We start from the raw sequence: 19,014 nt of genomic DNA, 5'->3' as shown, positions 1-19,014 counted from the left end.
AACTAAAACATAACACCTTTATTTATGCTCATCATAGGAATTGCAGGAGGAACAGGCTCAGGAAAAACAACCGTAGTTCATCAAATAATGAATGAATTACCTCATACCGAAGTAGGAATAATCGCCCAAGATTCCTATTATAAAGCATCTACAGTAGAAAGCTACGAAGAGCGGTCCAAAACCAACTTCGATCACCCTCGTGCCATAGATTTCGATTTATTGGTTACCCATCTGAAAGAGCTCAAAGCCGGCAAAACCATCAATCAGCCTGTATATTCTTTTGCCATTCACAACCGAACCGACGACACCATCGTCACGCATCCCCGAAAAGTAATGATTGTCGAAGGCATTCTCATTCTTTCGAATCCTGAACTTCGCGATTTGTTCGACATCAAAATCTTTGTCCACGCCGATTCAGACGAGCGCTTAATTCGAAGACTAAAACGGGATATTGCGGAACGCGGTCGCGATATGGAAGAAGTCCTCAATCGGTACCAAACCACCTTAAAACCAATGCACCAACAATTTATCGAAAGCACGAAAGCTTTTGCCGACATCATCATCCCCAACGACAAATACAACACCGTCGCCATAGATGTAGTTCGAGCCGTAATAAATCAACGCATTCTATAATTTTTTTGTAACTTTATACAATGAATCATTTGGAGCTATTTCCTGCTGTCATTCCAAAACAAAGTTCACTGAACTCCGATGGAAATAAAAGCATAGTGAAGTAATCTCCCGAAGAAAAATCGGGAGGATTTTCCCTTCCATCAGGGCTAGGGAATTGGCAATCCAATAGAACTATCAGAAAAACAATTACAGCTGTTATGACAAACCCATACAAAGACAAACCTTGGTTCAAATTCTTAAGCAACAAATACGTTTGGGTATTGTTGTCGTTTGTGATTTGGATGGTATTTCTAGACAACTATTCGTATTACGGCCATCGTGTACTTGACAAGCAAATAGAAGAACTTGAAGACAACAAAGAGTATTACCAACAAGAAATAAACAAAGACAAGGAAAAAATCAAAAAATTGAACAATCCTGACGCAACCGAAAAATATGCCCGCGAAAAATATTATATGAAAAAAGACAGCGAAGACGTCTACATCATAGAATTTGAAGGCGACACCATCGAAAAAGACGTTAAAAAATAGATGGAAAGTAAATAGCAGCAAACGTCTCTTTGACTAATTCTGCTTTTCGCGGAATGGTATCGAGAAGTTGTCATTAATACATTTTTAGCGGAAACGACAGTAAAACCGAACCCAACAAATGAAAAATTTATTCGATGATTTCAATCCCGTTTCTTCCAAACAATGGAAACAACAAATCCAATTCGAACTCAAAGGCGCCGACTACAACGAAACTCTTGTTTGGAATTCACCCGAAGATATTCAAGTAAAACCTTTTTACCATAAAGACGAATTTGCTGGTGCTGCTGCTGTAAAAACGAAAGCAACCCATTTCAAAATTTGCCAAAACATCTTTGTCAAAGACGTCGAAAAATCAAATGGCAGAGCCATCGACAGCATCCATCGTGGTGCCGAAAGCCTCCGTTTTACCATCGAAGACGAAAAAATAGATCTCGCAAAACTATTGCAAAATCTACCTTTAGAACACATTACAATCTATTTCAATCTCTCCTTTCTTTCCATCGATTTTATAAAAAAAACAGCACTACTAGCCCAAGAAAAGAAAGCAAAAATATACTGCAACCTAGATCCAATAGGACAGTTAGCCAAAGATGGAAATTGGTTTTCAACCCCAGAAAAAACAAATTTTGATACCCTCAACGAAGTATTGCGAATGACCCCTTCGAACATCTGCGGGTTTATTAGCATTAATGCAAGCCTTTACCAAAATGCCGGGGCCAATATGGTGCAACAAATTGCCTATGCCTTGGCACACGCCAACGAATATTTCAACCGAGTATCAGAGCTGAATCAGCCACTCGTTTTTGAAGTTTCGGTAGGAACGAATTACTTTTTTGAAATGGCCAAACTACGTGCTTTGCGATTGCTATTCCATCGACTTGCCACAGAATACGACCACCATTTCGACTGCCACATTATGGTTTCGCCCACCAAACGCAACAAAACATTATACGATTACAATGTCAATATGTTGCGCACCACAACCGAATGTATGAGTGCCATTTTAGGCGGCGCCGATGTGATTTCCAATCTGCCTTATGATTCTCTATACCACAAAGACAACGAATTTGGCGACCGAATTGCCCGAAATCAATTATTGTTACTCAAACACGAAAGCCATTTTGACAAAGTCAATAATCCGGCCGATGGCAGTTACTATATCGACAGTCTCACCAACCAATTGGCCGAAAAAGCCTTGACGCTTTTCAAAGAGATTGAAGCCAATGGTGGTTTCCTCAAACAGCTCAACGACGGAATCGTCAAAAGAAAAATTCAGGAAAGCGCCGATAAAGAGCAAGAACTATTCGATGCTGGCAAGGAAATTCTACTAGGAACCAACAAATACCCCAACAAAAAAGACAGTATGAAAGACAATCTGGAATTGTATCCTTTCCTAAAAATAAAACCGAGAAAAACGCTAATTTCACCCATCATCGAAAAAAGATTGGCCGAAAAAGTAGAACAAGAACGACTCAAGGAAGAAAATTAACCCCAACCTACTCCATGAAAAATAGAATCTATTTAATATTATTATTCATTTCGTTCACAGTTTTCTCCCAACAGAGAACATTGGAACTAACCAACATCAAGACAGGAAAAGTAAAAGTTTTTGTAGAAAACCAACGCATCAAAATCAGAACTTTAGACCATAAAAAATGGATTGGAAATTTAAAAATAACGGATAGTGTAAGTTTTACAGTAAACAATCATAAGGTAGCGATGGAAAGTTTGCAAAGCATTAAAAACCAACCCAAAGTACTGGGAACAGTCAAAACCGTCGTTTTAATTTCAGGATTAGCCATTGTAGGCGCCTCCTTAATCGCAGCGAGTGGCGGTAGTGACTCCGCCTTTTTACTCTTTGTGGTTGGAGCGGGAACGACAATGAGCGCTGGAGTAATCGAAGGGCTTAATTCAAATTACACCAAAAGAAAATGGACGTATAAAATTGTGGAAAAATGACACGAAAAAACCTCCAACATATAAAATTAGAAAAGTCGGAAGCTCAAAGCTGGAAGCTGGAAGCTGGACGTGACCTATCAGATGACGCAAGCTTTCTTACCGCTGAGGGTATCTCAGTAAAATCAACCTATACCAAACAAGAACTCGAGAATCTAGAGCATCTCGATTTCGGAGCAGGCTTTGCGCCAAATTTACGCGGACCATACGCCACAATGTATGTGCGCCGACCTTGGACGATTCGTCAATATGCCGGATTTTCTACCGCCGAAGAAAGCAATGCGTTTTACCGCCGAAACTTGGCCGCTGGACAAAAAGGACTTTCGATAGCCTTCGATTTACCAACCCATCGCGGATATGATTCTGACCACGAACGTGTAGTAGGCGACGTAGGCAAAGCAGGTGTTGCCATCGATTCAGTCGAAGACATGAAAGTGTTGTTTGACCAAATTCCCTTGGGTGAAATGTCGGTTTCTATGACGATGAACGGAGCCGTTTTGCCCATTATGGCGTTCTATATTGTCGCAGCCGAAGAACAAGGGGTACCACCGATACAACTTTCAGGAACCATACAGAATGATATTCTGAAAGAATTTATGGTGCGCAATACCTACATTTATCCGCCAACGCCTTCGATGAAAATCATTGCCGATATATTTGAATTCACGAGCAAAAAAATGCCAAAATTCAACTCCATTTCCATCTCGGGCTATCATATGCAAGAAGCGGGCGCCACTGCCGATATCGAGTTGGCATACACGCTCGCCGATGGTTTGGAATACATCCGAACCGGACTGGCAACCGGAATGAGTATTGACGACTTCGCTCCTCGCCTCTCTTTTTTCTGGGCCATTGGAATGAATCACTTTATGGAGATTGCCAAAATGCGCGCGGGCCGAATGATATGGGCTAAACTAGTGAAACAATTCAACCCCAAAGACGATAAATCATTAGCTTTAAGAACCCATTGCCAAACCTCAGGCTGGAGTTTGACTATGCAGGATCCGTTCAACAATGTAGCTCGAACTACTATTGAGGCAGCCGCTGCCGCTTTCGGAGGAACCCAATCACTTCATACTAACGCCTTGGATGAAGCCATCGCTTTGCCTACAGATTTCTCCGCCAGAATTGCCAGAAACACCCAAATCTATTTGCAGGAAGAAACCAAAATCTGCAAAACAGTAGATCCTTGGGCAGGCAGTTTTTATGTCGAAAGCCTCACAAACGAAATAGCTCAAAACGCTTGGAAACTCATCGAAGAAGTCGAAGAACTCGGCGGAATGACCAAAGCCATCGAATCGGGAATACCAAAACTTAGAATCGAAGAAGCCGCCGCCCGAAAACAAGCCCGTATCGACAGCAGTCAGGACATCATTGTAGGCGTCAACAAATACCGATTGGAAAAAGAAGACCCCTTGCAAATTCTAGATGTCGATAACCAAATGGTGCGCCGACAACAAATCGAACAATTAGAACGAATAAAAGCAAGTCGAGAAACTGAAAAAGTACATCAATCCCTCAAAAAACTAACCCTTTGTGCCCAAACTGGCGAAGGCAATTTATTGGAAATTGCTGTAGATGCAGCGCGAAACCGAGCCACTTTAGGCGAAATTAGTGATGCCTTGGAAACCGTTTTCGGAAGATATAAAGCACAAATCAAATCCTTTAGTGGCGTGTATAGCAAAGAAATAAAAGACGACAAAAGCTTTGAAAAAGCCAAACAACTGGCCGACGAATTTGCCCTCAAAGAAGGCCGTCGCCCCAGAATTATGATTGCCAAAATGGGACAAGACGGACACGATCGAGGCGCGAAAGTGGTTGCTACCGGTTATGCCGATTTGGGTTTTGATGTCGATATAGGCCCCTTGTTTCAAACCCCAGCCGAAGCCGCCAAACAAGCGGTCGAAAACGACGTACACATACTAGGCGTTTCCTCACTTGCCGCTGGTCACAAAACATTGGTTCCACAAGTCATCGAAGAACTCAAAAAACACGGCCGAGAAGATATTATGGTGATTGTTGGCGGTGTAATTCCAGCACAAGATTACCAATTCTTATTTGATGCAGGAGCAGTAGCCGTCTTTGGCCCCGGAACCAAAATCAGCGAGGCAGCGACAAGCATCTTGGAGATCTTACTAACCTAAACCTGACAGGTTTTAAAAACCTGTCAGGTTTGTTAAGAACCGACAAATTATATGCAACCCATTCAACCCCTTGAAAACGAAAAGTACTACCACATATACAACCGAGGCATTAATAGTGATCTCCTTTTTAAAGAAAACAGCAACTACGAGTATTTTCTAAAATTATACGATTTGCATATCGAACCTATGGCTGAAACCTATGCTTGGTGCTTAATGAAAAACCACTTTCATTTCTTAATTAGAATCAAAGACAAGGAAGAAATAAAAACTGAAAATGTAATTCAACCTTCTCAATCTTTTTCTAATCTATTTAATGCTTATACAAAAGCCTTCAACAAAAAATACAATCGACACGGTGCTCTTTTTGAAAGACCATTCAAGAGAAAGGGCATTGAAAACGAAAATTATTTTCAAAACCTAATTGCCTACATCCATAATAATCCTGTTCATCATTCTATTTGTGAACATCCTTTACAATATCCTTGGAGTTCATATATCAGTTGTATTTCGAACAAACCAACGAAATTAAAACGCAAAGAAGTAATGAAACTATTTGGTGATATCGAAAACTTTAAATACGTCCATGAGCTAAAAAGTAATGACGTCTCAATAGACACCTTTTTTTAAACCATATATCTTAAACCTGACAGGTTTTAAAAACCTATCAGGTTTAATCCAAACAAAATATGTCCAAACTACCCCATATCGGCACGAGTATCTTTACCCTAATGTCTAAAATGGCAAGCGAATACAAGGCTATCAACCTTTCTCAGGGTTTTCCTAATTTCGCTATAGACCCGAGGCTCTCGGATAGTATCGCTCGTTTGGCTAAAGAAAATGTCCATCAATACCTCCCGATGTCGGGTTATCCTCCGTTACTGAATAAGATAGCGGCCTTGGTTTTGAAATCCTATCACAGAACCATTCAAGCGGAAACCGAAATTCTAGTCACAGCCGGAGCAACACAGGCCATATTCACTACAATCACAGCTTTGGTCAATTCAGGGGAGGAAGTCCTATTGCTCGACCCCAGTTATGACTGCTATGAATCCCCCATTTTGCTATGCAATGCCCAACCTGTTCGGGTAGCTTTGAATGAGGATTACACACCCAATTGGAACCGAATTGAAAAAGCCTTTTCGCCCAATACCAAAATGATCATCATCAACAATCCGCATAACCCCACCGGGAAAATCTGGACCCAAACCGATTTTGAGGCATTGGAAAACCTCTTAGAAAAATTTCCTAAAGCAATAGTGCTTTCCGACGAAGTCTATGAATACATCACCTTTGAACAAAACCATATTTCGGTTCATTCACGGGAGAAACTCAAAAATCGTGCGGTAGTAATTGCCTCTTTTGGCAAATCGTTTCACATCACAGGTTGGAAAATTGGTTATCTCGTAGCTCCTGACCACTTAATGACAGAGATCAAAAAAGTGCACCAGTTTTTGGTTTTTAGTGTGAACAGTATTTGCCAAGTCGCCATCAGCGAGTATTTGGATGTGGTTGATGTATCTGAACTGAGTAACTTCTATCAAGAAAAACGCGACTATTTTAGTACATTAATCCACAGCAGTCGCTTCCAACTACTTCCCTGCGAAGGAACCTATTTTCAGGTAGTTTCCTACGCTGCTATCAGTGATGAAAATGATGTAGATTTTTGCAAACGCTTGATTCTCGAACACGGTGTGGCGGCCATTCCTCTTTCTACTTTTTATGGGGATGCCGTGGACGAAAAACGAATTCGGTTTTGCTTTGCCAAAGACAACCCAACCTTGGAAGAAGCCGCGAAGAGATTGTGTAAGATTTAAAATCCTCACTTATGTCATTGCGAGCGTAACGGACTGAAGCGCGGCAATCTGTCGAACACACCTCAATCGTTCTCACGTCCCTTTGTGATTGCGAGCGTAACGGAGTGAAGCGCGGCAATCTGTTGTAGTTAAGGGCAAATTGGCATTACCATTGCTTATTTATCCGCCATCAGTTAACCAATTAACCATTTTAACCATTTTTCCCTATATTTACATCTCTAAAAAAAAACAACTATGGATTTCTCAGCAAAAATGCTTCGTGATGATGCCTTGCAAGGCAAAGTAATTGTGGTAACCGGTGGTGGAAGCGGCTTAGGCAAAGCTATGACCCGCTATTTTATGGAGCTTGGAGCTAAAGTGGCTATCAGTTCCCGAGATTTGGAGAAACTGCAAACCACTGCAGCAGCCCTAGAAACGGAAACGGGCGGCAGTTGTCTGGCGGTTCAATGCGATGTAAGGCAATACGACCAAGTCGAAAATATGCTGCAAGAAGTCCTAAAAGCCTATGGTAAAATTGATGTATTGCTCAACAATGCTGCGGGAAATTTTATCTCTCCCACCGAAAGATTATCAGCCAATGCGTTTGATACCGTCATAGATATTGTACTAAAAGGGTCAAAAAACTGCACACTAGCTTTTGGAAAACATTGGATAGACAGCAAGCAAACTTCAGCAACAATATTGAATATTGTGACTACTTATGCCTTTACCGGCTCGGCTTATGTCGTACCGAGTGCCGCTGCCAAAGCGGGAGTACTGGCTATGACCCGAAGCCTCGCAGTAGAATGGGCCAAATACGGCATCCGCTCTAACGCCATTGCTCCGGGACCTTTTCCTACCCAAGGCGCTTGGGATCGTTTATTGCCGGGCAACTTAGCCGAGAAATTTGATATGGCCAAAAAAGTCCCTTTAGGACGAGTTGGTAACCATCAGGAATTAGCCAATCTAGCGGCGTATTTGGTTTCTGATTTTTCTGCCTATATGAATGGTGAAGTGGTTGTACTAGATGGTGGCGAATGGCTAAAAGGTGCCGGAGAATTTAATATTCTCGAAGCGATTCCGGAGGAACTTTGGGATCAATTGGAAATGATGATTAAGGCGAAGAAAAGGGGGTAGCAGGTTGCAGATGATAGATGGCTGTTACTGAAACCTGCAACCTGCAATCTGTTTACTTCACATTCTTCTCAAAATAGACATTCAGCAGCGACAAGGAATACACAAAGGCTGGCGCGGCGGTTCGCATGGCAGCGTGATTGATGGTTAAAAACCAAAATACCAAAAAACAGAGCAAAAACATGTTGAATTTATTCTCGATATATAAAACTAAAGGGGTGAAAAACAGGATTAATAAACCTACAATCCCCAAGGAACCGTGCTCGGCCAACATGCGGGTGATTTCGTCATGAGATAAAGTCCCATCTCCAGTCTCGGCCAGACGTACCTCTACACCCTTGCCTACCCCCACGCCAAATATAGGGTTCTTTAAGAAAGCATTGATTTCGCCCAAGGCGACATCTTCTCTTCCGGTAAATTTAGACTCCTTCTCCCGTCCTGCCGCATCCTGATTCGCATAACGCTTATCGATGAGCCCACTTGTTTGATAAGAGGTGTAGGCCCAAGTAACTAGCATTGCCGCTCCAATAAAAACAATGACATAATTGAGTTTGACCCTGCCGGTAAAGTTGGATTTATAATAGAGGAACAACAACAACAATAGAATCATCAGAAAACCTGTAACCATGCCCCCTCGAGAGAAGGTTACCATTCCCCGATAACTCATATTGACCGCAACTAAGAGGTTAAGGCCAAGCATAAATTTTGTCCTCGACTCCAGAATAGTCCTCGAGAAAAATATAAACATACCTAGTCCTAAAATAGTAGCCACTTGGTTGGGGCCAAACCCCCCCGAAGTTGCGCTATTAGATTGAGTAGAGGTAATCACATCGCGAATGTCGGGGGTGAAAAAAGTCAAATACACCATACAACTCATAATAGGCAGTCCCATACTGAGCAAAATAGAATTCATCTCTTCCAAAGGAATCTTTCTTCTGTAGGTATAGATAGAAGCCACAGCCAAACAGACCGGACCTGAGATATTAAAGGCAATGGCATTTTTCATATTAGTTTCAAAATTGAGCACAAAGGTGGTCAGCACTAAACTTGGCACCAAAAGGAGCAGAAAAATCCAATAGGGAGTAGCACTTTTGGAGAACCCACTATAATACATGCCCATAAAAATAAAAACCATCACTCCGTATTTAGAAATTTCATACAGAGGGTTACCTCCGGTCATCCGCAAAAAAACTTCACTCCCCACGACATAAGCGGCTGCAATCAGGGCCTCGTTGTTCTTATTTTGCTTTTTCATGACATACAAAATACCTACAATAAAAATAGCATACCCATAAATTTTAGCCACAAAAGGAAGCAAATAGACCAAAAAACCCAAAACAGCATGGATAAGGATGATTTGGAAATAGGCAATATCTTCTTTTTTCATTTGCAAATATTTATTTAACTTCGGATTTTAGGCTTACTCCCGATTTTTATAAATTTAAAGTAAAATTCAATCCAATAACTAGATTTCAAAATGGTAAATTCCTATTTTCCGACACCTGAAAGTGGAAAAATAGGAACTGAAATTTTATCCATAATTTTTCTAATTAAAGGAATGCGATACAAGCCCGCTGCACTCATAATGTACAAGGCTACCTTAGCAGGGAAAATATAACGCGGCTCCATATAAACTATACTATGAAAAACCACTAATCCGATCCATATTCCCCAAAATATCCAATACTGAATCCATTTTCTTTCTTTTATAAAAAAAATGGAAACCCCAACGAGCACCAGTAAGTTGATCGAATTGATTAGCAAGATAAAGGACCAGAAAGCAACTGCACCCCGAAAAGGTCCCATTTTAAATTGTTGGGGTTGCACCTTGCTAATAATATTGATATGCCCATAAAAAGCTCGTACTACTATCTGTCTAGCCGTATATAAGGGATGTGCCACCATATCATTAAGGATAAAGTTTCTATAAACCTCGATAAAAGGAAGTGATGTAGTACTAATACTTTCATCCAATTCTCTTCCGCATCGAATCCAATTTTGATAATCTTTACTATCAGGGCGGTTATCACTTTCCCAAAAGCGTAAATCGGCGGGCTCTTCTCTAAACTGAAATCTACCTTGAAGGGCAACACTATAAAACAACGATTCTTGGCTATCATTAACCTTTGTTCCATTTATGGTATTCACTATTCGAAAAGTTCCAACACCTAGAATTAAAACACTAATAAAAGTGATTCCTAAATTTCTACCATATTTTTCATAAAATAATTTGTTTTTAAAAAACGAATAACCAATTACTAAAACTAGTACTCCAAGAATGAGAATAGTATTTGGACGGTTCAATATCAACAGCCATAGTCCAAATGTCAACAGGAACCACCCCACCTTTTTCTGAGGCTCGGTAAAGGCAATACACCAGCCATAAATACCTACAGTCAAGGAAAAAAATGCTGGTATCTCTGCCAAAATACCCAATGCATAATAACAATGTATGGGAAAACCAAAAAACAACAAAACAGTCAGAAGTCCCACTTCTTTAGAAAAAAAAATGGCCCCAATTCTAAAAATCAATAACAAACTAACAACTAAAATCATGACTGTACAAACCACTCCATATACCCATAACTGATCATCAGTAGCGTCTACCGGAGCCAATAAATAGGCTGGCGTATAAAACAATAATGGGCCGGGTGCCCTGGTGATTACAACCTTATCTGCAGCCACTTCACCTTTGATGAACAATGCTAAATTCCTTGATTCTTCGTGAAAAGTGATATCACCGAATCGATTGGCCTTGAAGGGTAGATTTACCACAAATACCATTAACATAGCAGAAATCAACACAATGGCCCAATCAATTCTTTTTGTAGAAAAATCTATTTTATTCATTTTCGTTTTGTTGTAATACCGTCAAAATTAAAATACCTTTTTAGCTAGGCTTATTCCACCACAAACTCCACCAGCCCATAGTCCTTCCCACTGCTTCTGTAAAAGCTTCTTTTCGTTTCTTGGTGGTAAATGTATTGGTAAATCGGATAACTGTCAAGAGAATCGTAATCGAATGCCATTTTATTTTAGCCTGGAGTGACGGATTGGGATTTTTGACTCTCCAAACATACCAACCATTGCGCACGACCATTTTACCGTATTGGTATTGGTTAGGTCTACCGGAATCAGCGTGATAATGGCATAATTTTGCGGCCGTGTTCACATACAACTTCCCAATTTTTGAAACTCTCAAAGTAAAATCAGCGTCTTCATATAAACCATAACCTTCAAAATATGTGGAAAATGTCAAGGTTTTAAACACTTCGCTTCTAAAAGAGGAAACCCCGCCCATCATCATTTCAACTTCGTATGTTTTTCCGCTCGGAGGAAGGAAACCTACACTTCTACCGTGTGAATACAAAGACGCATAACCTGGGGGACAATCGCTGTCCAAACCCAACTTTTTCCGAAGAATAAATCGGCTGCCCTCTTTTCGCGTCCAACCGTCAAAATAAAACTCATCGGTTTTGGGGTGATACGGTTCTCCAACAAATTCGCATTCGGATTCATTCATAATATAACCACCAACTCCAAGAGCCTCAGGATAACTTTGGTAGGTTTGGAGCAATTGCTGAAAATAATCTTTTTCTAAAACGATGTCATCATCCAGAAAACAAACGATTTCCATCGTTGTACCAATTCGTTCTATTCCATAATTTCGTTGCTTGGTCAAACCACGATGTTCGGGTGGTACAGCATAATAATGCAAATAGGGAAATTGATTTTCTTCAAGAATTTGAGCCGTCTCCTGATTCGTAGAACCATCAATAATCAAGATTTCGTCGGGATATAAAGTCTGCTCCTGAACCGATCGCAAGAGTTGCAAGACCGATTGAGGGCGCATATAGGTACAGATGATGAGGGAGAAGGATAGGGTCTTTAAAGGTTCTTGCATCATTTTAAATAAGTAAATCCCTAAAGTTTTTTTTATGAATTAGTTTTACATCTGTTTGATAAGCCTCCTTGAATTTTTCAAACTTTCTAATTTTTGCATTTTCATTAGTCTTTATTTCAAAAGCTGTAAGTTGCTCATTTTCAAGTTCTATATAATCAATTTCTTGCTGGCTGGTTGTTCGCCAAAAATAACTTTTTACAAATGGATTTTCATAGTTATTTTTCTTCAGTCGCTCTGAAATAATAAAATTTTCCCATAATTCCCCTTTGTCATTTCTCATTTCGATAGGATTAAAATTATTGATAATGGTGTTTCGAACTCCATTGTCCCAAAAATAGATTTTCTTGGCAAATTTCAGCTCATTTCTTAGGTTTTTACTATATCCAGAAAGTGTGAAAATGACATATCCTTTTTCTAAAATCTGAATATAATTGGCTACTGTATTTTTATCCACATTTAATAATTGCGCCAGCTCATTTAATGAAACTTCACTCCCCATCTGAAACGCCAATGCTTTTAACAATTTTTCTAATACATCGGGTTTTTTTATTGTAGAAAACGCTAACAAATCATTATACAAATAACTATCAACCAATTGTTTTAGTCGCTCTTTTTCTTCTGAAGGATGTGCAATAATTTCAGGGTACATGCCATATACCAATCGCAAATCAAGCTGTTGTAGACTTTTGACATAACCTACCGTGTCTTCCAATTCTTTCCAAGTAATCGGAAACATAGTAAATTCCCATTTTCGTCCTGTCAAGGATTCGCTAGTTTTATTTTTTATATCAAATGCAGAAGAGCCACTCAGTACTAACTGAACATCCTTGAATTGGTCCACAATTATTTTGGAAGTGATTCCTATGGTCTCTATTCTTTGCACTTCGTCAATAAAAACAATAGCATGATTTCCGATTATATTTCGTATTTCTTCGGTGGAAGGATTTTGCAACAACTCCCTGGTAATTCTATCGTCTCCATCCAGAAACAGCGTATTATCATAGACAGACAACAACTTATTTAGCAAGGTTGTTTTACCAATTTGTCTGGCACCAATTAGAATTATAGCTTTATTTTTGAAAAGCTTCTCTATAATCCTGTCTTTTAAAAATCGTTTAATTTCCATATAAAACTTTTCACAAAGATAACACTATTTAACATTCATTCACTATTTTCAATTCATTTTAGTGATTCACATTCACCAAAATACAACTAATTTAGTGAATTACATTCACCTAAATTGACTTATTTCGTTTTTTATAATAGTTATGGCACTTCGGAGTTTTGTGTGAGCATTATTTTTTTAAACCATTAAGGCTATTAAGAAAATTAAGAGCGATACAAATCTTAATTTTCTTACTATACAAGTACTTTAGAGGCTGAAATTACAATCTATTTTTTAAGATTTTACACGATTAAAAGAAAGATAAGGGCAGTACAAATCTTAATTTACTTAATGAACTCTTAATGGTTGCACTTTTTTGCTTTCACACAAAACCCAATACCACCATAGTTATAAATTAGTTATCTAAATTCAAAGGACTTCAATTTTATTATTGATTAAACGGATAAAAAATCAAGATTTCATCGGGATATAAAGTCTGCTCCTGAACCGATTGCAAGAGTTGCAAGACCGATTGAGGACGCATATAGGTACAGATAATCAAACTAAACTTCATTTTGCTGTTTTAATTGGTTAGCCCAAAACACAGAGCGATCCCATTGCTTTTTAAAATGACTATAATAGCGTATCGGATTTGTAATTGATTGAAGCCGATAATACTGCAAAAATAAAATCGTCTTATAGCTGTTGGTTTGTTCTGTTGTGCAATGCAACAATTGAAATAACATTATGGTTGGTGAAGGCTTCGGCTGAACTGCATCTTTTTGCCATTGCAAAACAGGCTTTGTTCTAAAACCGCCCATAGGAGCTTTCAAATGCAGTATTTCAGGTTCTGGCAAATACAAAACATCATTACCCTGATTTCGCAATTGCATGCCAAAATCGCTATCTTCACCATAACCAAATTCAAAGGCGTTGTTGAATCGCACCTTTTCTAAAAGTACTCTTTTAATAACACTATTGCCCGCGCCAAAAGTAGGCCATTGTATGAGGTTATTGTATTTTTTGATTTCATTTTTTTGAGGATAGGAAGTGGTTACCACCTGATTTCCAAATTGTTTTATCTTATCAAAAATAGCCGCTAGCAAAGTACTTTCAAACCGATTGTCGTCATCTGCCAAGAAAACCCATTCGCTTTTGGTTTCATTTAAAGCCAAATTACGCGCATTGCACGCACCCGCTTGATGGGTAAAAATATGTTGGATTTCAAACGGCCATTTTTCATTTTGGATATAATCTAATTCGGTTTTGCTGCCTGCTTCAGGATTTTGTTCTACAATAACTATCTTATTAGGTAACAAAGTTTGCTTCGAAAAATCTTTCAAGACATCATACAAATAAGTTTTTCGCCCAATCGTTGGAATAATAACATCAACTGTGGCTTTACCTATTACTTTTTTGGAGGATTGCACTATGATACCATCCAAATGAATAGCTATTTTGGTTCTATTTTTATAAAAAAGGGAAAAAAGAAAAGGCAAAATGGGCAACTTTCGTTCGTATAAAAACAAATTGAATACTAAAAGGAAAACCCAACGGGTTTTATAATGCTGTTTTACAAAACGAAAAAGCGTGTAAAGGCTTCCTTTGCTTGGAATACTTAGCGAATTCGGTTTTAAAAGCAAGGGTTCGGAATAACACAACAACCCTCTGGGCATAGCCAATTTAGCGAGCGAACACAAGAAATAATCAAAATTGTCCTTTAATGGAATGGCAGCATTCAAAGCCAACAAGACCTCTGCCGAAACACCTCCCACGACACTACTCATTTGCCAACTGGGAAAAGAAACCATTTTACTAATTGGTACGAAAAGCGAAGCATCGGCGTAGCCAATAGCCGAATCAATAAAAGGACTTTCTGATGGATTAAAGGATAGCAGCAATTTCTTATGATGAAACAAATCCTCTATTTCCGAAACGTTTAGGTGAGCTTGCAAACTTTGATGACACCAAAGTAATATTGAATCCGGAAATTGCTGCGCCAAGTTCACCAAAGCTGCAGCAATAGTCGCACTTTTATCAAAAGGCACTATTCCGTCTAGCTCTGAAACTACACTGACAACTCGATTGTTACTATGATAGAGAATAACCAAATCTAACCTATTATGGATTTATAAAACAAGACACTTTTTTGCGCCACGACTTGCATACTGAATTTTTCTACTACTTTTTTTCGGGCAGCGATTCCAAAACTTTCCTGCAATTGACTACTTCCGAGCAATTCCAAAATCCGTTCGGCATACTCTTGATGGGCTTTGGGATGTACCAAAAAACCTTCTACTCCATCCGCAATCACTTCTTTTGCCCAGCCAATATTAGTCGCCACAATGGGTTTTTGCAAGGCCATTGCCTCGAGCCAAGATACGGGTAAGGCTTCGGCAAATGTAGGAAAAACACAAACCGCTGCCTCTTTTATATGTTCTTTTATCTTTTGATACGGAACACTTCCCAAATAACTAACGTTTGACAAGGCCTCAGCGGTAAATAATTCTTGCATCATCGCCCAAGTCGAGGAATTGCCTGAAACGATATCAGGCACATCTTTACCCACCAAAACGAGATGGGCTTCTGGATTTTTTTGAATCACTTGATTGAAAATTAAGGGCAATTCTAACAATCCTTTTTTACGGATTAGACTTCCGAAATATAAAAGCCCCCTAACCCCCGAAGGGGGAACTCCAGCGTTGGTTTTGAAATTGCTATTGAAATTGAACAAATCCACATCAATCGAATTTGGAATGATGGTAAATTCCTTTTGCAATCCAAAAACTTCATTAGTCAAATCGGCAGTGAATTGACTAACCGAAATTAAGCCATCAGCTGTTTGCAGTGCTCTCTTCTCGTGAAATCGATTCTGCCATTTTACTGGACGGTGATCCAACTGACAAAAATAAGTGTCCGAGCCGTTCAGCCGGATAACAATCGGGCATTTTTTGGGCTGGATAAAAGAGGTTATGCCAGTCCAATCGGGGGCTTCGACTAAATCAATTGCCTTATCAGCATACAATTGATTGATGATGCGCTCTAATTTTTTACGAGTCAAAAACCAAGACAATCCTTTGAATTTGACATTTTGTATCTGTTGAATAGTAATACCATTGTCATCAAAAACACTTTCTGAATTTTGTCCATAAACTAACACTCGAACCGAGCAACCTTCGGCTAAAAGTCCGATAGCCAAATTCTTAATGCTCGTGCCAATTCCTCCGAAACTTCCAGTTTTGGAATGTGGATATTCGGGGGTTAGGAAGGCGATTTTAAGCCTCACCCACAACCCCTCTCCAAAGGAGAGGGGAGCCGAAGTCAGAACTGGATTTGTATTTGTTTTCAATGTAATAACTGTATGTGTTCGTTGACCATTTTCTCTAAATTAAACTCTTTTTCAATTGGCATGCTGACATCCTTTTCGATTTTTAAATTCCCCAAAACAATGTTTTTTAGGATTGCAGCAAGTTGATTGTAATTTCCTGCATTAAAAAGAAATCCATTATGGTCTTCCTTAATTACAGACAGCACATTTCCTGCTTCGACTGTTGTAATTACTGGAACATTGCAAGCTAAACTTTCAATAACAGAATAACAAAAAGTTTCGCCGTGTGAGGGTTGTATCAAATAGGCATAATCTGCATACAGTTCGTTTAGTTTAGAAGAACTTCCCTTGAAGTTTATAATGGTCGCGAGATCAAATTCTGCGGTCAACCTTCTCAGTTCGTCTTCATAAGGTCCTTCGCCATACATATCGATTTGAATTTGGCTTAAAATTGGTTTTTCTACAATAGATAACGCCCTCAATAAATCTTGAATCCCTTTTGATTCTCTCAAATGAGAAGTAAGTATAAATTTATTCCTATTTTCTTGTGTTCGTTTTACAAAAACCGAAGTATCAATTCCGTTATAAATCACGCTTATTTTTTTGTCCAGAAAAAAACCATAATCCTTGAGAATATGCTTTTTTGCATAATTAGAAACGCCTATAAACTGGTCGATATAGCTGGAATATAAAATTCCTTTGATTTTATTTTTGATGATTTTCGCAAGCGGAAACCCCTCTAGAGGTCTCGGATTGTGGTCTACTGCAATGATTTGTTGAATACCAGTCGCTTTTGCCTTTTTGAAAAAGGACGAACATAACCCCAAAAAATGAGTGACTAAAATATCGTATTTTAAGCTGTCTTGCTTTACTTTTTCTAAGAAAAAAGACTCCATATTGTCGCTATTGGCACTATATATCGTCAATTCAGAAAAGAATTCAAATGGGGTGTAGTCCGAAAAATACCAATCTATTTCATACCCTAATGCTTTGGCTTTCTGATCATAGGCCACCCAAAAGCGATCCATACCGCCAATGCGATTGGGGTTCAAGGCGTAATTGCAAACAACAGCTATTTTTTTTGGTTTAGTCATTAGTACTCTTCTTTCTTATTTTCCAAAACCCTCTTGTGCCCCCTATTCGTTCGATATACCCTTTTTCTTTTAAAATTTCAATATGTTTTAAAACAGCCGATTCATTAATATTTAATTTTTTGGCTAGAAGACGACGACTTATTTTACCATCTTGTTTTAAAATAGCTAATACTTCGTTTTGTCTTTGGGTTAACTCAAGAATTTGAACTCCAATTTCTATTGCACCACCTATTGCACCACCTATTGCACCACCCATTTGACCACCCATTTGACCACCTATTTGACCACCTATTTGACCACCTGCAGTAGTAATATCTTCTTGATCAATAGGTAAAGTCATCCGTAAGAAATGCTCCGAGAATTTGAAACAGTCTTTACTGTAATAGTCTAAAATTCTTGGCACTCCAGAACCCAATTGCTCCACCATATCCAAATCCTTGAAAATTCGCATCAACTCTTTATTTCGAGGAATAGAAACGCCCTCAAAAAACTCCTCTTGGTTTAAAGAATAAGGCAACCCTCCAGCCGAGGTAATTTCTATTCTATCGTCAAATAATTCAAATTTGGGCGGAACTTCATTGGTATAATCGTTGTGGATCATCGCATTGATTACGGCTTCTCTCAGAGCTATTGGATTCCATAATCGCTGATTTTCTCTTTCTTTATACGTTATTTTAGAACGCGTTTTGTTCTCTAATTCTAATTTATCCAATACTTGTTTAGTAGCTTTTACTAAAGAACAATACCCATATTCGTTATTTTCTACTAGATTCACTCTGTTGATTCCTTTGTATTTGGCCACTTTAATAGAGGTTGCGTTATGGTCTGCCAATAAATAAGCTACATAGTTCAAATACCCATCTTCGTTAAGCAATTCGAGGTTTTGTGCAAATTTATCATTGAGATTTCTATCTATGGCTTCATAATATATTTTGAGTTGCTCAAAACTCAAATCCTGACGATTCGATTTTATTTTGCTGATAGAATTTCGAATGCGTTTGGCAAAAAAATCGTCAATTATTTTTTGGGGCATCGGCTCAGATGCTGAACCAATTCGCATAAAACTACCTTTTTCGGTCATACCAAATTTTCGCAAAAAATAAGGCTTCTCTGAACCACTTGCTATTATTACTTTAATGACATCCAATCCGTCTTTTTCTTCGGTAACCACATCAAACAAACCCGTACAAGAGGGTGAAATATTGTGTTTCAAGCGATCCTTGATTTTAAGTTGGTCACCGTCAGAATCCGGAATTCCTACTGTTTTACCCTGCTTATCAATACCAATATAAATCAAGCCGCCCTCGCGGTAATTTAGAAAAGCGACTTCCTCTTTTTCTAAATTCTCCGTTAGCTCTTGTTTGAATTCTATTCGATTGGTCTCGGTCATTTA

General features: G+C 38.9%; 16 protein-coding genes and 1 pseudogene. 8 read left to right on the top strand and 9 right to left on the bottom strand.

The genetic code is table 11. The features are described from left to right. Positions 1-24: 24 nt before the first annotated feature. From udk to E1750_RS14105, 8 genes are all read left to right on the top strand, one after another. Entirely contained in the window at positions 25-633 is a 609-nt protein-coding gene (udk, locus tag E1750_RS14140; RefSeq protein WP_133277407.1) for a uridine kinase, read from the top strand. 197 nt (positions 634-830) lie between these two features. After that, positions 831-1,163 (top strand): FtsB family cell division protein, encoded by a 333-nt coding sequence (locus E1750_RS14135; protein WP_133277406.1) that lies wholly within the window; start codon positions 831-833, stop codon positions 1,161-1,163. Between the two features lie 118 nt (positions 1,164-1,281). Further along, the gene (locus tag E1750_RS14130) at positions 1,282-2,652 is read left to right on the top strand and encodes a methylmalonyl-CoA mutase subunit beta (protein WP_133277405.1); all 1,371 of its coding nucleotides are present in this window, start codon (positions 1,282-1,284) and stop codon (positions 2,650-2,652) included. A gap of 14 nt (positions 2,653-2,666) precedes the next feature. After that, the gene (locus E1750_RS14125) at positions 2,667-3,122 is read left to right on the top strand and encodes a hypothetical protein (RefSeq protein ID WP_133277404.1); all 456 of its coding nucleotides are present in this window, start codon (positions 2,667-2,669) and stop codon (positions 3,120-3,122) included. Then, positions 3,119-5,263, top strand: a complete 2,145-nt coding sequence (scpA, locus tag E1750_RS14120) for a methylmalonyl-CoA mutase (RefSeq protein WP_133277403.1) — start codon at positions 3,119-3,121, stop codon at positions 5,261-5,263. The genes E1750_RS14125 and scpA overlap by 4 nt, the downstream gene beginning before the upstream one ends. Before the next feature lie 51 nt (positions 5,264-5,314). After that, positions 5,315-5,890 (top strand): transposase, encoded by a 576-nt coding sequence (locus tag E1750_RS14115; RefSeq protein ID WP_133277402.1) that lies wholly within the window; start codon positions 5,315-5,317, stop codon positions 5,888-5,890. A 59-nt stretch (positions 5,891-5,949) separates the two neighbouring features. After that, positions 5,950-7,077: a methionine aminotransferase gene (locus E1750_RS14110; RefSeq protein ID WP_133277401.1), complete on the top strand. Its 1,128-nt coding sequence runs from the start codon at positions 5,950-5,952 to the stop codon at positions 7,075-7,077. Positions 7,078-7,311: 234 nt separating this feature from the next. Next, entirely contained in the window at positions 7,312-8,193 is an 882-nt protein-coding gene (locus E1750_RS14105) for an SDR family oxidoreductase (RefSeq protein WP_165698062.1), read from the top strand. Between the two features lie 52 nt (positions 8,194-8,245). On the opposite strand, the gene E1750_RS14100 is transcribed toward E1750_RS14105, so the two are convergent. The 9 genes and pseudogenes from E1750_RS14100 to E1750_RS14060 form a co-directional block, all read right to left on the bottom strand. Next, positions 8,246-9,577 (bottom strand): O-antigen ligase family protein, encoded by a 1,332-nt coding sequence (locus E1750_RS14100; RefSeq protein ID WP_133277400.1) that lies wholly within the window; start codon positions 9,575-9,577, stop codon positions 8,246-8,248. A 101-nt stretch (positions 9,578-9,678) separates the two neighbouring features. After that, positions 9,679-11,040 (bottom strand): hypothetical protein, encoded by a 1,362-nt coding sequence (locus tag E1750_RS14095; RefSeq protein WP_133277399.1) that lies wholly within the window; start codon positions 11,038-11,040, stop codon positions 9,679-9,681. 40 nt (positions 11,041-11,080) lie between these two features. Then, on the bottom strand, positions 11,081-12,097 hold the full coding sequence (locus E1750_RS14090) for a glycosyltransferase family 2 protein (protein WP_227873900.1): 1,017 nt from the start codon (positions 12,095-12,097) through the stop codon (positions 11,081-11,083). A 1-nt stretch (position 12,098) separates the two neighbouring features. Continuing rightward, positions 12,099-13,220 (bottom strand): ATP-binding protein, encoded by a 1,122-nt coding sequence (locus E1750_RS14085; RefSeq protein WP_133277398.1) that lies wholly within the window; start codon positions 13,218-13,220, stop codon positions 12,099-12,101. Positions 13,221-13,668: 448 nt separating this feature from the next. Then, positions 13,669-13,773 (bottom strand): annotated as a pseudogene (locus E1750_RS14080) (glycosyltransferase family 2 protein); the annotation flags it as partial. Beyond that, complete coding sequence (locus E1750_RS14075) at positions 13,763-15,310, bottom strand: glycosyltransferase family 2 protein (RefSeq protein ID WP_133277397.1); 1,548 nt, start codon at positions 15,308-15,310, stop codon at positions 13,763-13,765. The pseudogene E1750_RS14080 and the gene E1750_RS14075, both read right to left, overlap by 11 nt. 2 nt (positions 15,311-15,312) lie before the next feature. Further along, positions 15,313-16,548 carry a glycosyltransferase family 4 protein gene (locus tag E1750_RS14070; protein ID WP_227873899.1) on the bottom strand — a complete coding sequence of 412 codons (1,236 nt, stop codon included), beginning with the start codon at positions 16,546-16,548 and terminating at the stop codon, positions 15,313-15,315. After that, positions 16,545-17,621 carry a glycosyltransferase family 4 protein gene (locus tag E1750_RS14065; RefSeq protein ID WP_133277396.1) on the bottom strand — a complete coding sequence of 359 codons (1,077 nt, stop codon included), beginning with the start codon at positions 17,619-17,621 and terminating at the stop codon, positions 16,545-16,547. Before E1750_RS14065 ends, E1750_RS14070 begins: the two co-directional genes overlap by 4 nt. Further along, entirely contained in the window at positions 17,614-19,011 is a 1,398-nt protein-coding gene (locus E1750_RS14060; protein WP_133277395.1) for an RNA-binding domain-containing protein, read from the bottom strand. The genes E1750_RS14065 and E1750_RS14060 overlap by 8 nt, the downstream gene beginning before the upstream one ends. Positions 19,012-19,014 lie beyond the last annotated feature (3 nt).

The organism is Flavobacterium nackdongense, from assembly GCF_004355225.1.
GTDB lineage: Bacteria > Bacteroidota > Bacteroidia > Flavobacteriales > Flavobacteriaceae > Flavobacterium > Flavobacterium nackdongense.
This window is presented reverse-complemented; position numbering and strand designations above follow the sequence as displayed.

What these genes read in the sequence shown, in the direction of transcription:
- E1750_RS14130 (WP_133277405.1), top strand. Translation starts at nt 1,282, where the DNA reads ATGAAAAATTTATTCGATGATTTCAATCCCGTTTCTTCCAAACAATGG.
- E1750_RS14085 (WP_133277398.1), bottom strand. Translation starts at nt 13,220, where the DNA reads ATGGAAATTAAACGATTTTTAAAAGACAGGATTATAGAGAAGCTTTTC.
- E1750_RS14090 (WP_227873900.1), bottom strand. Translation starts at nt 12,097, where the DNA reads ATGATGCAAGAACCTTTAAAGACCCTATCCTTCTCCCTCATCATCTGT.
- E1750_RS14115 (WP_133277402.1), top strand. Translation starts at nt 5,315, where the DNA reads ATGCAACCCATTCAACCCCTTGAAAACGAAAAGTACTACCACATATAC.
- E1750_RS14135 (WP_133277406.1), top strand. Translation starts at nt 831, where the DNA reads ATGACAAACCCATACAAAGACAAACCTTGGTTCAAATTCTTAAGCAAC.
- E1750_RS14065 (WP_133277396.1), bottom strand. Translation starts at nt 17,621, where the DNA reads ATGACTAAACCAAAAAAAATAGCTGTTGTTTGCAATTACGCCTTGAAC.
- udk (WP_133277407.1), top strand. Translation starts at nt 25, where the DNA reads ATGCTCATCATAGGAATTGCAGGAGGAACAGGCTCAGGAAAAACAACC.
- E1750_RS14095 (WP_133277399.1), bottom strand. Translation starts at nt 11,040, where the DNA reads ATGAATAAAATAGATTTTTCTACAAAAAGAATTGATTGGGCCATTGTG.
- scpA (WP_133277403.1), top strand. Translation starts at nt 3,119, where the DNA reads ATGACACGAAAAAACCTCCAACATATAAAATTAGAAAAGTCGGAAGCT.
- E1750_RS14100 (WP_133277400.1), bottom strand. Translation starts at nt 9,577, where the DNA reads ATGAAAAAAGAAGATATTGCCTATTTCCAAATCATCCTTATCCATGCT.
- E1750_RS14110 (WP_133277401.1), top strand. Translation starts at nt 5,950, where the DNA reads ATGTCCAAACTACCCCATATCGGCACGAGTATCTTTACCCTAATGTCT.
- E1750_RS14105 (WP_165698062.1), top strand. Translation starts at nt 7,312, where the DNA reads ATGGATTTCTCAGCAAAAATGCTTCGTGATGATGCCTTGCAAGGCAAA.
- E1750_RS14125 (WP_133277404.1), top strand. Translation starts at nt 2,667, where the DNA reads ATGAAAAATAGAATCTATTTAATATTATTATTCATTTCGTTCACAGTT.
- E1750_RS14060 (WP_133277395.1), bottom strand. Translation starts at nt 19,011, where the DNA reads ATGACCGAGACCAATCGAATAGAATTCAAACAAGAGCTAACGGAGAAT.